This window comes from Pseudomonas sp. R4-34-07 (assembly GCF_003852375.1).
Taxonomy (GTDB): Bacteria; Pseudomonadota; Gammaproteobacteria; order Pseudomonadales; family Pseudomonadaceae; genus Aquipseudomonas.
Genome location: NZ_CP027760.1, coordinates 4186774 through 4199502, shown reverse-complemented (window position 1 = coordinate 4199502; position 12729 = coordinate 4186774). Strand labels below are relative to the sequence as shown.

The 12729-nt window shown below is 63.1% G+C and carries 12 protein-coding genes and 1 riboswitch; of the genes, 11 read left to right on the top strand and 1 reads right to left on the bottom strand.

The features are described from left to right. Positions 1 to 122: 122 nt before the first annotated feature. The 5 genes from C4J85_RS19285 to C4J85_RS19265 all read left to right on the top strand — a co-directional run bounded on the left by C4J85_RS19285 (position 123) and on the right by C4J85_RS19265 (position 4726). Entirely contained in the window at positions 123 to 1163 is a 1041-nt protein-coding gene (locus C4J85_RS19285; protein WP_124410498.1) for a DUF2066 domain-containing protein, read from the top strand. Between the two features lie 52 nt (positions 1164 to 1215). Then, positions 1216 to 2289 carry an AI-2E family transporter gene (locus C4J85_RS19280; protein ID WP_124404888.1) on the top strand — a complete coding sequence of 358 codons (1074 nt, stop codon included), beginning with the start codon at positions 1216 to 1218 and terminating at the stop codon, positions 2287 to 2289. A gap of 205 nt (positions 2290 to 2494) precedes the next feature. Beyond that, the gene (gene hda, locus C4J85_RS19275) at positions 2495 to 3199 is read left to right on the top strand and encodes a DnaA regulatory inactivator Hda (protein ID WP_124363828.1); all 705 of its coding nucleotides are present in this window, start codon (positions 2495 to 2497) and stop codon (positions 3197 to 3199) included. Between the two features lie 213 nt (positions 3200 to 3412). Further along, complete coding sequence (locus C4J85_RS19270; protein WP_124410497.1) at positions 3413 to 4042, top strand: C40 family peptidase; 630 nt, start codon at positions 3413 to 3415, stop codon at positions 4040 to 4042. Between the two features lie 144 nt (positions 4043 to 4186). Continuing rightward, entirely contained in the window at positions 4187 to 4726 is a 540-nt protein-coding gene (locus C4J85_RS19265; protein WP_124363826.1) for a C40 family peptidase, read from the top strand. A gap of 134 nt (positions 4727 to 4860) precedes the next feature. Here C4J85_RS19265 and C4J85_RS19255 read toward each other — a convergent pair whose 3' ends face one another. Beyond that, complete coding sequence (locus tag C4J85_RS19255; protein WP_124410495.1) at positions 4861 to 6174, bottom strand: sorbosone dehydrogenase family protein; 1314 nt, start codon at positions 6172 to 6174, stop codon at positions 4861 to 4863. A 99-nt stretch (positions 6175 to 6273) separates the two neighbouring features. Further along, positions 6274 to 6532, top strand: a riboswitch (cobalamin riboswitch). Between the two features lie 78 nt (positions 6533 to 6610). On the opposite strand from C4J85_RS19255, the gene cobO reads away from it, so the two are divergent. The 6 genes from cobO to C4J85_RS19225 are packed head-to-tail and all read left to right on the top strand — an operon-like array spanning position 6611 to position 12583. After that, the gene (gene cobO / locus C4J85_RS19250) at positions 6611 to 7222 is read left to right on the top strand and encodes a cob(I)yrinic acid a,c-diamide adenosyltransferase (RefSeq protein WP_124367878.1); all 612 of its coding nucleotides are present in this window, start codon (positions 6611 to 6613) and stop codon (positions 7220 to 7222) included. Next, on the top strand, positions 7219 to 8601 hold the full coding sequence (locus C4J85_RS19245; RefSeq protein WP_124410494.1) for a cobyrinate a,c-diamide synthase: 1383 nt from the start codon (positions 7219 to 7221) through the stop codon (positions 8599 to 8601). The genes cobO and C4J85_RS19245 overlap by 4 nt, the downstream gene beginning before the upstream one ends. Next, positions 8598 to 9248: a 5,6-dimethylbenzimidazole synthase gene (gene bluB, locus C4J85_RS19240; protein WP_124410493.1), complete on the top strand. Its 651-nt coding sequence runs from the start codon at positions 8598 to 8600 to the stop codon at positions 9246 to 9248. The genes C4J85_RS19245 and bluB overlap by 4 nt, the downstream gene beginning before the upstream one ends. Further along, positions 9245 to 10153 carry an adenosylcobinamide-phosphate synthase CbiB gene (cbiB, locus tag C4J85_RS19235; RefSeq protein WP_124410492.1) on the top strand — a complete coding sequence of 303 codons (909 nt, stop codon included), beginning with the start codon at positions 9245 to 9247 and terminating at the stop codon, positions 10151 to 10153. The genes bluB and cbiB overlap by 4 nt, the downstream gene beginning before the upstream one ends. Beyond that, complete coding sequence (cobD, locus tag C4J85_RS19230; RefSeq protein WP_124410491.1) at positions 10146 to 11135, top strand: threonine-phosphate decarboxylase CobD; 990 nt, start codon at positions 10146 to 10148, stop codon at positions 11133 to 11135. The genes cbiB and cobD overlap by 8 nt, the downstream gene beginning before the upstream one ends. Further along, a complete protein-coding gene (locus C4J85_RS19225; protein ID WP_124410490.1) occupies positions 11132 to 12583 on the top strand; it encodes a cobyric acid synthase in 1452 nt (483 codons plus the stop codon). Before cobD ends, C4J85_RS19225 begins: the two co-directional genes overlap by 4 nt. Positions 12584 to 12729: the final 146 nt, after the last annotated feature.

The window sequence follows — 12729 nt, the reverse complement described above, 5'->3', positions numbered from 1 at the left end:
TATGACAGTATGAAAACTTACCGAGACCCGTGAATGTTTTACCGGTCGCTGTGTCACAGCCTTGCCAAACCGAGATCACGCGGTCTGTTCCAGCCGCTAAATTTGTCGTTCGGGAATCTTCCATGCGTCTGTGTAAATTCTTTTTTGTAGGCTGTTTGTCGTTGGTCAGCCTGGCGAGTCATGCCGAAACCCTCAATGGCCTCTATCAAGTCCTCGAACCGGTCAGCAGCCAGTCACCCCAGGAGCGTGACCAGGCCACCCAGCGCGCCGTGCAGACCCTGGTCATCCGCCTGACCGGCGATGCCAAGGCCGCCGAGGGCCCGGGCCTGGCGGCGATCCGCAAGGACCCGCAACAAATCATCAGCCAATACGGCTACGACGCCGGCCCGCCGGAAAGCCTGCAAGTGGATTTCGACCCGGTCAGCACCGATCGCGCCCTGCGTGACGCCGGCTTGGCGATCTGGGGCAGCAATCGTCCCTCGATCCTCGGCTGGTGGCTGAACGACTCTACCGAAGGCAGCAGCCTGGTCGGCGACGGCCAGGCGGTGGCTCAAGCGCTGCGCCGGGCGGCCCAGCACCGAGGCTTGCCGTTGCGCCTGCCGCTGGGTGACCTGGACGAACAGGTGGTCGCCACCGCGCCGAACCTGGAAAGTGCCGACGCCACGCCGCTGCGCGCCGCCTCCGAGCGCTATGGCGCCGATGCGTTGCTGGCAGTTCATGCGCGCCAGGAAGGCAACCAGTGGCAGGCCAAATGGCGCCTGTGGCTGGGCGACAAGACCGAGCAGGGCAGCGTCCAGGGCGCTGACACTGGCGCGGTGGCTGATGCTGTGTTGCTCGCTGTCAGCCAGAAGCTCGCGCCGCGCTTTGCGGTCAAACCGGGGGTCAGCGCCGAACAGCTGCTGGAGGTGCAGGGCATGACTCTGGAGCGCTACGCCGTCCTGGGTCGTTTGCTCGAGCCCTTTGGTGGCCAGCCGCAGCGGGTGGACGGCAATCGTATTGTGTATCGCGTCAATGGCAGCGCCGATCAGTTGCGCACCCAATTGAGCCTGGCCAAGTTGCAGGAAGTGCCGGCGGGTGAAGCCCCCGCTCCGCAACCGCCGGCCGATGGCGCACAACCGGCTGCCGCGCCTGAGCCCCAGGCGCAGTTACGTTTTCGTTGGTAAGTGGCCTGGCTTCTATATAGAAGCGGCAAGCAAATAACAGAGGAAGTGGTTCATGGCGGATACGCGTCGTTGGGTGTGGCTTGGCGGGATTGTCCTGCTGTGCGTTTTTGTGTTCTTGCTGCATTCGATCCTGACGCCATTTCTGGTGGCGTTGCTGCTCGCTTATCTGTTCGATCCGGTGGTGGATCGCCTGGAGAAAGCCGGCCTGTCGCGAACCTGGGGTGTGATCGCGGTGTTTGCCTTGTTTACCCTGATCATCACCGTTCTGGTGCTGGTGCTGGTGCCCATGCTGGCCAAGCAGCTGTATCGACTTTACGAACTGGCGCCGCAGATGCTCGACTGGTTGCAGCACACGGCGATGCCATGGGCCCAGGCCAAGCTTGGGCTGTCGGACGGGTTCTGGAAGTTCGACAAGGTCAAGGCCGCGATCAGTGAACACATGGACAAGACCACCGATATCGTCAGTATGGTGCTCAGCCAGGCCACCGCTTCCAGCCTTGCGCTGATCGGCTGGCTGACCAACCTGGTGCTGATCCCGGTGGTGGCGTTCTACCTGCTGCGGGACTGGGACATCATGATGGCCAAGATCCGCAGCCTGCTGCCGCGCGACCGCGAGGAGCGCATCGTGTCCCTGGCCGGCGAGTGCCATGAGGTACTGGGGGCGTTCGTGCGCGGGCAACTGCTGGTGATGCTGGCGCTGGGCATCATTTACGCCGCCGGCTTGATGGCGATCGGCCTTGAGCTGGGCCTGTTGATCGGCCTGATCGCCGGCCTGGCCGCGATCGTGCCCTACATGGGCTTCGTGATCGGCATCGGCGCGGCGCTGGTGGCGGGGCTGTTCCAGTTTGGCGGCGACCTGTATCCGATGCTGGGCATCGTCGCGGTGTTCATGGTCGGCCAGGCGCTGGAAGGCATGGTATTGACCCCGCTGCTGGTGGGGGACCGCATCGGCCTGCATCCCGTAGCGGTGATCTTTGCGATCCTGGCGGGCGGTGAGCTATTCGGCTTTACCGGCATCCTGCTGGCGCTGCCGGTGGCGGCGGTGATCATGGTACTGGTGCGGCATGTTCACGATATGTACAAGGATTCGGATGTTTACACGGGCGTTGAAGATCCCGATCTGTAATCGCGCTATCACGAACCCGGCTCATGGCCGGGTTTGTTGTTTAATGTGGCGGGTGCGTCAAACAATTCGCGCAAAACCAACAGGTTAACGCAAACCTTTGATTTTGCTTGTGGTCTGCTGCATTGTGCGCCCGGCGCCACGCGTATAAACTTTGCAAACTTTACACAGAGGCCACTCACGGTTCGATGGGAGCCGTTCAGTCAGCATGAAACCGATTCAGCTGCCCCTAGGTGTGCGTCTGCGTGACGACGCTACCTTTATCAACTACTACCCAGGCGCCAATGCCGCTGCACTCGGCTATGTCGAGCGCCTCTGCGAAGCCGACGCCGGGTGGACTGAAAGCCTGATCTATCTGTGGGGCAAGCATGGCGTCGGGCGTACCCACTTGCTGCAGGCCGCGTGCCTGCGTTTCGAGCAGATGGGCGAGCCGGCGGTTTACCTGCCGTTGGCTGAGCTGATGGACCACGGTGTGGGGATCTTCGACAACCTCGAACAATACGAACTGGTGTGTCTGGACGATTTGCAGGCGATTGCGGGCAAGGCGGACTGGGAAGAGGCGCTGTTTCATCTGTTCAACCGCTTGCGCGACAGTGGCCGCCGCCTGTTGATCGCCGCGTCCACGTCGCCGCGTGAACTGCCGGTGAAGCTGGCCGACCTCAAGTCGCGGCTGACGCTGGCGTTGATCTTCCAGATGCGCCCCTTGTCCGATGAAGACAAACTCCGTGCCCTGCAACTGCGCGCCTCGCGGCGCGGGCTGCACCTGACCGACGAGGTCGGGCACTTCATCCTCACCCGTGGCACGCGCAGCATGAGCGCGTTGTTCGAGTTGCTCGAACAGCTCGATCAGGCCTCGTTGCAGGCCCAGCGCAAGCTCACCATTCCCTTCCTCAAGGAAACCCTAGGCTGGTAGCCAAGCCTTGTGTTTCCAGGCTTTCGGCAAATTCCAGGCGCCAGAAAACCTGCGTTTTGGTCGGTTTGGCCACGCAAAGGGCCTGTAGGTGGGATTAGCGGCTTAGATGGCGTGGTCCAAACAGGAAGTCACAAAGAGTTCGATTGAATTTGCAAATCGATGTGATAGAAGGCATAGTCTCGGCTTCTTTACACATCAGCCACGGTCGTGCCCATGCTAAATCGCTTCGCACCCCTCGTGCCTCTCGCACTCGTTACCCTGTTGTTTGGTTGCGCCTCCCACCCTCAGCAGGTGGCAGAACAGCCAAAACCACAGGTTCAAAGTCAGGCTAAATTCGTTGCTGCACAGTCTGCTTCTGTTTATGAAGAAGAGCTGGCAACCGAAAAAGAGCTGGCCGACTTCTCCGGCAGCAAGCCTTACCAGCTTCCCGTTCTGGCCGACAGCATTCTCGAACGCGGCATGTCCCTGATCGGTACCCGCTACCGTTTTGGCGGCACCTCTGAAGCCGGTTTCGATTGCAGCGGTTTTATCGGCTACCTGTTTCGTGAGGAAGCCGGCATGAACCTGCCGCGCTCCACTCGCGAAATGATCAACGTGAAAGCACCGTTGGTCGCACGCAACAACCTCAAGCCCGGTGATCTGCTTTTCTTTAGTACAGCCGGTCGCGGTCGTGTCAGCCACGCCGGTATCTACTTGGGCGATAACCAGTTTATCCACTCCAGCAGCCGTCGTAGCGGTGGGGTGCGGGTCGATAACCTGGGTGACAGCTACTGGAGCAAAACCTTCATCGAAGCCAAGCGTGCACTCGCCATGGCCCCGTCTACGGTTACCGCCAGTAAGTAAAGTTAAAGTGATACTTGAAGTTTGACGCGTAAGCGCTAGAATCCCTGGACATTGTTGTAATCCGTTCGCGCGAGCTTTGCTTGCGCGTTCTGGTTTTCAGCGTTCGGCAGCGAAAGCCGCATCCAGACCAGGATTGTTCTGCCCATGTCGACCTCGGCCCGCCTCTTTCTTCTCGTTTGCGCCGCACTCCTCAGCGCCTGCGCAAGCCGTCCGCCGCCGCCTGCTCCGGTAGCCGTCAAGCCTAAGCCGGTGTTCAACTATTCCACCCAGAATTTCTCGCCGGCCGCCGAAGACGTGCTCTTCCGCGCGCTGGGCCTGGTGGGCACGCCGTATCGCTGGGGCGGCAACACGCCGGACTCGGGCTTTGATTGCAGCGGCCTGATTGGCTTTGTCTACCGCGATGCGGCCGGTATCACCTTGCCGCGCACTACCCGCGAGTTGATCGTAATGCGTGCCCAGGACGTCAGCGAGCAGAACCTGCAAACCGGTGACCTGCTGTTCTTCGCCACCGGTGGTGGTTCGCGGGTGAGCCACGCCGGCATCTACGTGGGTGAGGGCCGTTTTGTGCACGCTCCGCAGACTGGCGGTACGGTGAAGCTGGATACGTTGTCGAAGGCGTATTGGCAGAATGCTTACCTGAGTGCCAAAAGGGTGTTGCCGGCAAACTTGGCACGCAATCCCTGAATCAAACACCGAACCAAATGTGGGAGGGGGCTTGCTCCCGATGGCGGTGTATCAGTCACTATCTCCAGTGGCTGACACACTGCTATCGGGAGCAAGCCCCCTCCCACATTGTTTTGTGGTGTGCTTGAGAAGGGCTACTTGGCCGCCGACACCCGCCACACCTTATTCCCCACATCATCGGCCACCAGCAAATCCCCTTGCTGATCGATCACCACGCCCACCGGCCGGCCCATGGCGTTCTCATCTTTATCGAGGAACCCGGTCAGCACATCCACCGGCTTGCCTTTCGGCTGCCCGCCCTCGAACGGCACGAAGATCACCTTATAGCCACTGTGCGGCTTGCGGTTCCACGATCCATGCTGGCCGATGAACGCACCGTTGCTGAACTGCGCCGGGAGTGTGTTGCCCTGGGCGAATGTCAGTCCCAGCGAAGCGGTATGCGGGCCGACCGCATAGTCTGGCGCAATGGCTTTGGCTACCAGCTGCGGGTTCTGTGGGGTGACGCGCACATCCACATGCTGCCCGTAATAGCTGAACGGCCAGCCATAGAACGCGCCGTCCTTGACCGAGGTGATGTAGTCCGGCACCAGGTCGCTGCCGATTTCATCGCGCTCGTTCACCGCCGTCCACAATTTGCCGCTCTGGGGCTCCCACGCCATGCCATTGGGGTTGCGCAGGCCGGAGGCGAAAATACGATGCTGGCCCGTGGCGCGGTCCACTTCCCAGATCGCCGCCCGGCCTTCTTCGGCTTCCAGGCCATTCTCGCCGACGTTGCTGTTGGAGCCGACGCTGACATACAGCTTGCTGCCGTCCTGGCTGGCGATCACGTTTTTAGTCCAGTGATGGTTGAGGCTGCCACCCGGCAAATCGACGACTTTGGTGCCGGCCGCCTTGATCGCGGTCTCCCCAGGTTGATAGGGGAAGCGCAGCAATTTGTCGGAGTCCGCCACGTACAGGTCGTTGCCGACCAGAGCCATGCCGAACGGCGAGTTGAGGTTTTCCAGGAACACCGTGCGGGTTTCGGCGACGCCGTCGTGATCGGCATCGCGCAGCAGGGTGATGCGGTTCGGGCTCGGCACGCCTGCGCCTGCGCGGCCCATGACTTTCTCCATGACCCAGCCGCGCACGCCTTTGGCGTCATCGGGCTTGGGCGGCGCATTGGTCTCGGCCACCAGGATGTCGCCGTTGGGCAACACATAAAGCCAGCGCGGATGCTCCAGGCCCTCGGCGAATGCAGCCACCTGGGTGCCGGCAGCGGCCGTCGGCTTGGCGCCGTCGGGCCAGCCGACAGCCGGCGCGATGTTCACGGTGGGGATCAGCGTCTTGTTCGGTTCCGGCAACCTGGGCGAGGGCCCGGTGCCATCGGCTACCTGCAGGGTAGAGCTTTCTCCACAGGCGGCGAGGGTGCCGGCGAGCATGATCAGTAGGGCGAGTCTGGTTTTGTGCATGGTGTTCTCCTGAATACCTGTAAGGGTAGAGAAGCACATCACCTTGATGGTTCAAGTACAGGGCCAGCTTTAATTGACGCTCCACCCCCAACCCACTAACCTTCGCGGCTTGTTCCAGGTGCTCTGTGGCGTTTGCGTCGACAGAGTGAAACAGGGAAGCCGGTGAGTGAGCGCACTTGTACACAGTGCTGCCGCAATTCCGGCGCTGCCCCCGCAACGGTAAATGAGTCAAGACGGCGCTGTTGGCCACTGTATCGCAGGCGATATGGGAAGGCGCGCCGTTGGCATGTCCTGTCTTTTACAAAAGGCAGGGCGCCACTCATGAGCCCGGAGACCGGCCTGAAACATCCAACAGCATCACGGTGGGCGATGCTTGGCTGTCTATTTTTCTTTTTTCCTGCCCGCCGTTTTTGTCCAGCCCCAACGGAGAGCTGCCATGACCGATACCCCCGACCGCGACGAACGCCACCTGGCGCGCATGCTGCGCAAAAAAGCCGTGATCGATGAACGCATCGCCAACTCGCCCAATGAGTGCGGTTTGCTGCTGGTGCTGACCGGCAACGGCAAGGGCAAAAGCAGTTCGGCCTTCGGCATGTTGGCCCGCGCCATGGGCCATGGCATGCAGTGCGCCGTGGTGCAGTTCATCAAGGGGCGCAACAGTACCGGCGAAGAGTTGTTTTTCCGCCGCTTCCCCGAGCAGGTCCGCTTTCACGTGATGGGCGAAGGCTTCACCTGGGAAACCCAGGATCGCCAGCGTGATATCGCCGCCGCTGAAGCGGCCTGGGCGGTATCCCGGGCAATGCTCAATGACCCTTCCATCGGCTTGGTCGTGCTCGACGAACTGAACATTGCCCTCAAGCACGGCTACCTGGACCTCGACCAGGTGCTCAGCGACCTGCAGGCGCGCCCGCCGATGCAGCACGTGGTGGTCACCGGCCGTGGCGCCAAGCCTGAGCTGATCGAAATGGGCGATACTGTCACCGAAATGGGCATGCTCAAGCACGCGTTCCAGGCCGGTATCAAGGCACAGAAAGGCGTCGAACTTTGAATCAGCCCCGTCATTGCCCGGCCGTCTTGATCGCCGCACCGGCGTCCGGCCAGGGCAAAACCACCGTCACCGCCGCGTTGGCGCGTTTGCACCGCAACCTGGGGCGCACGGTACGCGTATTCAAATGCGGGCCGGACTTTCTTGACCCGATGATTCACGAGCGCGCGAGTGGCGCGCCGGTGTATCAATTGGATATGTGGATGGTGGGCGAGCAGGAAAGTCGTCGTTTGTTGTGGGAAGCAGCGGGGGAGGCCGACCTGATCCTGATCGAAGGCGTGATGGGCCTGTTCGACGGCACCCCGTCCAGCGCCGACCTGGCGCGGCATTTCGGCGTGCCGGTGCTGGCGGTGATCGACGGCACGGCCATGGCGCAGACCTTTGGCGCCCTCGCGTTGGGCCTGGCGCGCTACCAGCCGGACCTGCCATTCGCCGGCGTGCTCGCCAACCGCGTCGGCACGCTGCGCCATGCGCAGCTGCTGGAAGGCAGCCTCACCGAAGGGTTGCGCTGGTACGGCGCGCTGTCGCGTGAAACCGGTATCGAATTGCCCAGCCGTCACCTGGGTCTGGTGCAAGCCAGCGAACTCAATGACCTCGACCTGCGCCTCGACGCCGCCGCCCAAGCGTTGGGCAGCAGTTGCGAAGTCGCCGTGCCGCCACCGGTGACATTTGCCGCGCCGCAGGTGATCACCGCCGAGCCATTGCTCGCCGGGGTACGCATTGCGGTGGCCCGTGACGAAGCCTTCGCGTTTACCTACGGTGCCAGCCTCGACTTGTTGCGCGCGATGGGCGCCGAGTTGCGTTTCTTTTCGCCGATCCATGACTGCGCATTGCCTGAAGCCGACAGCCTCTATCTACCCGGCGGTTACCCGGAACTGCATCACCGGGCCCTGTCGCAAAACACACCGATGCTCGCGGCCATCCGCGCTCATCATGCAGCCGGCAAGCCCTTGCTCGCCGAATGCGGCGGCATGCTGTACCTGCTGGACTCGCTTACCGATGTCGACGGCAACCGCGCCGAACTGCTCGGCCTGCTGCAGGGCGATGCAGTGATGCAAAAGAAATTGGCGGCCCTGGCGCTGCAAAGCGTCGAACTGCCCGAAGGCACCTTGCGCGGGCACACCTATCACCATTCCCTGACCAGCACCGCATGCGAGCCGATCGCCCGTGGCATGAGCCCCAATGGTGGGCGTGGGGCTGAGGCGGTGTATCGGCAGGGGCGGATGACCGCGTCCTACGTGCACTTTTATTTCCCGTCCAACCCGACGGCGGTGGCTGCGCTGTTCGCGCCAGGCCCTGACACCGCTATCGGGAGCAAGCCCCCTCCCACAGGGGAATGCATTCCACAGGTGGGAGGGGGCTTGCCCCCGATGACGCCATGACCGACAACGCCTTCCCCGAGGCCGACCGCCAAGCCGTCTACCGCGCCATCGCCGAACGCCGTGACATGCGCCACTTCAGCGGTGGCAGCGTCGCGCCTGAGTTATTGCAGCGCCTGCTCCAGGCTGCCCACCAGGCACCCAGCGTCGGCCTGATGCAACCGTGGCGCTTTATCCGTATCAGCGACCGTCAATTAAGAGGGCGCATTCAACAACTGGTCGAAGAAGAGCGCCTGCGCACCGCCGAGGCCCTGGGCGAGCGCTCCGATGACTTCATGAGGCTCAAGGTCGAAGGCATCCACGACTGCGCCGAAGTGCTGGTGGCAGCGCTGATGGACGATCGCGAGCGGCACATCTTCGGCCGTCGCACCTTGCCGGAAATGGACCTGGCGTCGTTGTCCTGCGCGATTCAGAATTTGTGGCTGGCGGCCCGCGTCGAGGGGTTGGGCATGGGTTGGGTCTCGCTGTTCGAACCCCAGGCCCTGGCTGACCTGCTGGGTTTGCCGGCGGGCGCCAAACCCCTGGCGGTACTGTGCCTGGGACCGGTCGCCGAGTTCTATCCGGCACCGATGTTGCAGCTCGAAGGCTGGACTGAGCCGCGGCCATTGAGTGACATGCTGTACGAAAACCTGTGGGGAGTGAGTCAATGAGTGTGGCCTTGCTGGGTGTTGCCGCAGTGGCGCTGGATGCGCTACTGGGCGAGCCCAGGCGCTGGCATCCGCTGGTGGCGTTCGGCAATTTTGCCGGGCGCATCGAACAGCGTTTCAATTCAGGCGGTCGTGGCTGGCGCAGCCATGGCGTAACCGCGTGGTTTATCGCGGTGGTGCCGCTGACCCTGCTGGCCACCGCATTGTCCTGGGCGCCGTACATCGGTTGGGTCCTGGAAATCCTGGCGTTGTACTGCGCCCTGGGCATGCGCAGCCTGGGGGAACACGTGATTCCGGTCGCCCAGGCCCTGCGCAGTGATGACCTGGAAGAGGCGCGCCGGCGCGTGAGTTACCTGGTCAGCCGCCAGACCAGCGAGCTGGATCGCACCGAGGTCGCTCGCGCGGCCACCGAGTCGGTGCTGGAAAACGGCAGCGACGCCGTGTTCGCCGCGCTGTTCTGGTTCGTAGTCGCCGGCGTGCCGGGCGTGGTGCTCTATCGCCTGAGCAACACCCTCGACGCCATGTGGGGCTATCGCAACGAACGCTTCGAACGCTTTGGCTGGGCGGCGGCGAAGATCGACGATGGGCTCAACTATATTCCTGCACGCCTGGTGGCCTTGACCTACGCGTTGCTGGGCAAGACTCGCCTGGCGCTCAAATGCTGGCGCACCCAGGGGCCGACTTGGGACAGCCCCAACGCTGGCCCGGTGATGGCCGCTGGCGCCGGTGCGCTGGGCGTCGAACTGGGTGGTGCGGCGATTTATCACGGCGAGGTGCACCAGCGGCCGCCATTGGGCGAAGGCCCGCCGGCCGACGCTGACGCCATCGACCGAGGCTGGCAACTGGTGCAGCGCGGCGTATGGTTGTGGCTGCTGGTCCTGTGCGCGGGGGCGCAATTTTATGCTTGAACACGGTGGTCGGCTGCGTAAGGCGGCAATTGAATATGGGATCGCGGAGGCGGATTGGCTCGATTTGTCCAGTGGCCTGGCGCCCTGGCCGTGGCCGATCCCCGAGATTCCCTTGCGCGCCTGGGCACGGCTACCGGAAGCCGATGACGGCCTGGAAAAAGCCGCCAGCGACTACTATGGCGCGGCTCACGTGCTGCCGGTGCCGGGCTCCCAGGCCGCGATCCAATTGCTGCCGCGCCTGCGCCGTTCCGGCAAGGTCGGCGTACTGTCGCCGTGCTACGCCGAACACGCCGAAGCCTGGCGTCGTGCCGGTTATGTGGTGCGTGAAGTGCAAGAGCAGGAAGTCGACTTCTTTCTCGATGGCCTCGACGTGCTGGTGGTAGTCAACCCGAATAACCCCACCGGCTTGAGCCTGGCCCCGGAGCGCCTGCTCGACTGGCATACGCGGCTGGCCCAGCGCGGCGGCTGGCTGGTGGTGGACGAAGCCTTCATGGACGTGACCCCGCACTTGAGCCTGGCCAGCCACACCCAGCAGGTCGGCTTGATCGTGTTGCGCTCATTCGGCAAGTTCTTCGGCCTGGCCGGCGTGCGCCTGGGCTTTGTGCTGGCCGAGCGCCGGTTGCTCAAATTGCTCGCCGAACAGGTCGGGCCCTGGGCGGTCAGCGGGCCGACACGGATACTCGGCCAGGCATGCCTGCGCGACAGCGCCGGGCACGCTCGCCAGCGCACGCGTTGCATCGAGGCCGGCCAGCGCTTGTCCGAGCTGCTTGAGCGTCAGGGTTTTCAACCCCAGGGTGGCTGCGCCTTGTTCCAGTGGTTGATCACCCCGCACGCCGAACGCTTGCACGAATTCATGGCTCAGCGCGGCATTCTGCTGCGCCTGTTCGTTCACGACAGCAGCGTGCGTTTCGGTCTGCCCGACAGCGAGGCCGATTGGCAGCGTCTCGAGACGGCACTGGCCGCCTACAAGGAAGCGACATGACTACGTTGATGGTGCAGGGCACCACCTCCGACGCCGGCAAGAGCACGCTGGTTACCGCGCTATGTCGCTGGCTGGTGCGCCAGGGGGTTGCAGTGGCACCGTTCAAGCCACAGAACATGGCGCTCAACAGCGCAGTGACCGCCGAAGGCGGCGAGATCGGCCGCGCCCAGGCGGTCCAGGCGCAGGCCGCCAACCTGGCGCCCCACACCGACATGAACCCGGTGCTGCTCAAGCCCAACAGCGACACCGGTTCCCAAGTGATTATCCATGGCCGCGCCGTGACCAGCATGAACGCGGTTGCCTACCACGACTACAAAGCCATCGCGATGCAGGCGGTGCTGGCTTCCCACACACGGTTGAGCCAAGCCTATCCGGTGGTGATGGTCGAAGGTGCGGGCTCGCCGGCCGAGATCAACCTGCGCGCCAATGACATCGCCAATATGGGCTTCGCCGAAGCCGTGGATTGCCCGGTGCTGTTGATCGCCGATATCAATCGCGGCGGGGTGTTCGCCCATCTGGTCGGTACGCTGGAATTGTTGTCCCCTAGCGAACAGGCGCGGGTACGGGGTTTTATCATCAACCGGTTTCGCGGGGATATCGCGCTGCTGCAACCGGGGCTGGATTGGTTGGAGGCGCGTACCGGTAAGCCGGTGGTGGGCGTGTTGCCCTACGTGATGGACCTGCACCTCGAGGCCGAAGATGGCATCGACCAGCGCCAGACCGACAAGGCCGCCCAGGTGCTCAACGTGGTGGTGCCGGTGCTGCCGCGCATCAGCAACCACACGGATTTCGACCCGCTGCGCCTGCATCCCCAGGTGAACCTGCAATTCGTCGGGCCGGGTCAGCCGATCCCGGCCGCCGATCTGATCATCCTGCCGGGGTCGAAAAGTGTGCGCAGTGATTTGGCGTACTTGCGTGCCCATGGCTGGGATACCGCCGTGGCGCGGCATTTGCGCTATGGCGGCAAGGTGCTGGGGATTTGTGGTGGCCTGCAGATGCTCGGCGAGCAGGTGCACGACCCGCTCGGCCTGGAAGGGCCCGTCGGCTCCAGCGATGGCCTGGGGCTGCTGGCGTTCAGCACGACGCTTGAGCAAGAGAAGCAGTTGCGCAATGTGCGCGGGCGGTTGTTGCTGGAGGATGCGGAGGTAAGCGGGTATGAGATTCATGCGGGGGTGACGTCCGGCCCCGCGCTGGCGAATGCCGCCGTGCGGCTCGACGACGGGCGCAGTGATGGCGCGCAGAGTGCCGACGGGCAGATTCTCGGCACTTATCTGCACGGCCTGTTCGAGACACCGGCGGCGTGCAGTGCTTTGTTGCGCTGGGCGGGGTTGCAGGACGTGCAGGCAGTCGACTATCACGCCCTGCGTGAGCGGGATATCGAGCGCTTGGCGGATCTGGTGGAAAATCATCTGGACACTGAATTGTTGCGTCAATTGTGCGGAATCTGACGGCATGTACGCAGTACCCATGTGGGAGGGGGCTTGCTCCCGATTACGGTGTATCAGTCGATGCATCCGCGTCTGAAGCGCCCTTATCGGGAGCAAGCCCCCTCCCACAATGGGCGGTCTTTCGGCTGACTGGAAAAGGTAGTGGC

What these genes read in the sequence shown, in the direction of transcription:
- C4J85_RS19285 (WP_124410498.1), top strand. Translation starts at nt 123, where the DNA reads ATGCGTCTGTGTAAATTCTTTTTTGTAGGCTGTTTGTCGTTGGTCAGC.
- C4J85_RS19280 (WP_124404888.1), top strand. Translation starts at nt 1,216, where the DNA reads ATGGCGGATACGCGTCGTTGGGTGTGGCTTGGCGGGATTGTCCTGCTG.
- hda (WP_124363828.1), top strand. Translation starts at nt 2,495, where the DNA reads ATGAAACCGATTCAGCTGCCCCTAGGTGTGCGTCTGCGTGACGACGCT.
- C4J85_RS19270 (WP_124410497.1), top strand. Translation starts at nt 3,413, where the DNA reads ATGCTAAATCGCTTCGCACCCCTCGTGCCTCTCGCACTCGTTACCCTG.
- C4J85_RS19265 (WP_124363826.1), top strand. Translation starts at nt 4,187, where the DNA reads ATGTCGACCTCGGCCCGCCTCTTTCTTCTCGTTTGCGCCGCACTCCTC.
- C4J85_RS19255 (WP_124410495.1), bottom strand. Translation starts at nt 6,174, where the DNA reads ATGCACAAAACCAGACTCGCCCTACTGATCATGCTCGCCGGCACCCTC.
- cobO (WP_124367878.1), top strand. Translation starts at nt 6,611, where the DNA reads ATGACCGATACCCCCGACCGCGACGAACGCCACCTGGCGCGCATGCTG.
- bluB (WP_124410493.1), top strand. Translation starts at nt 8,598, where the DNA reads ATGACCGACAACGCCTTCCCCGAGGCCGACCGCCAAGCCGTCTACCGC.
- cbiB (WP_124410492.1), top strand. Translation starts at nt 9,245, where the DNA reads ATGAGTGTGGCCTTGCTGGGTGTTGCCGCAGTGGCGCTGGATGCGCTA.
- cobD (WP_124410491.1), top strand. Translation starts at nt 10,146, where the DNA reads ATGCTTGAACACGGTGGTCGGCTGCGTAAGGCGGCAATTGAATATGGG.
- C4J85_RS19225 (WP_124410490.1), top strand. Translation starts at nt 11,132, where the DNA reads ATGACTACGTTGATGGTGCAGGGCACCACCTCCGACGCCGGCAAGAGC.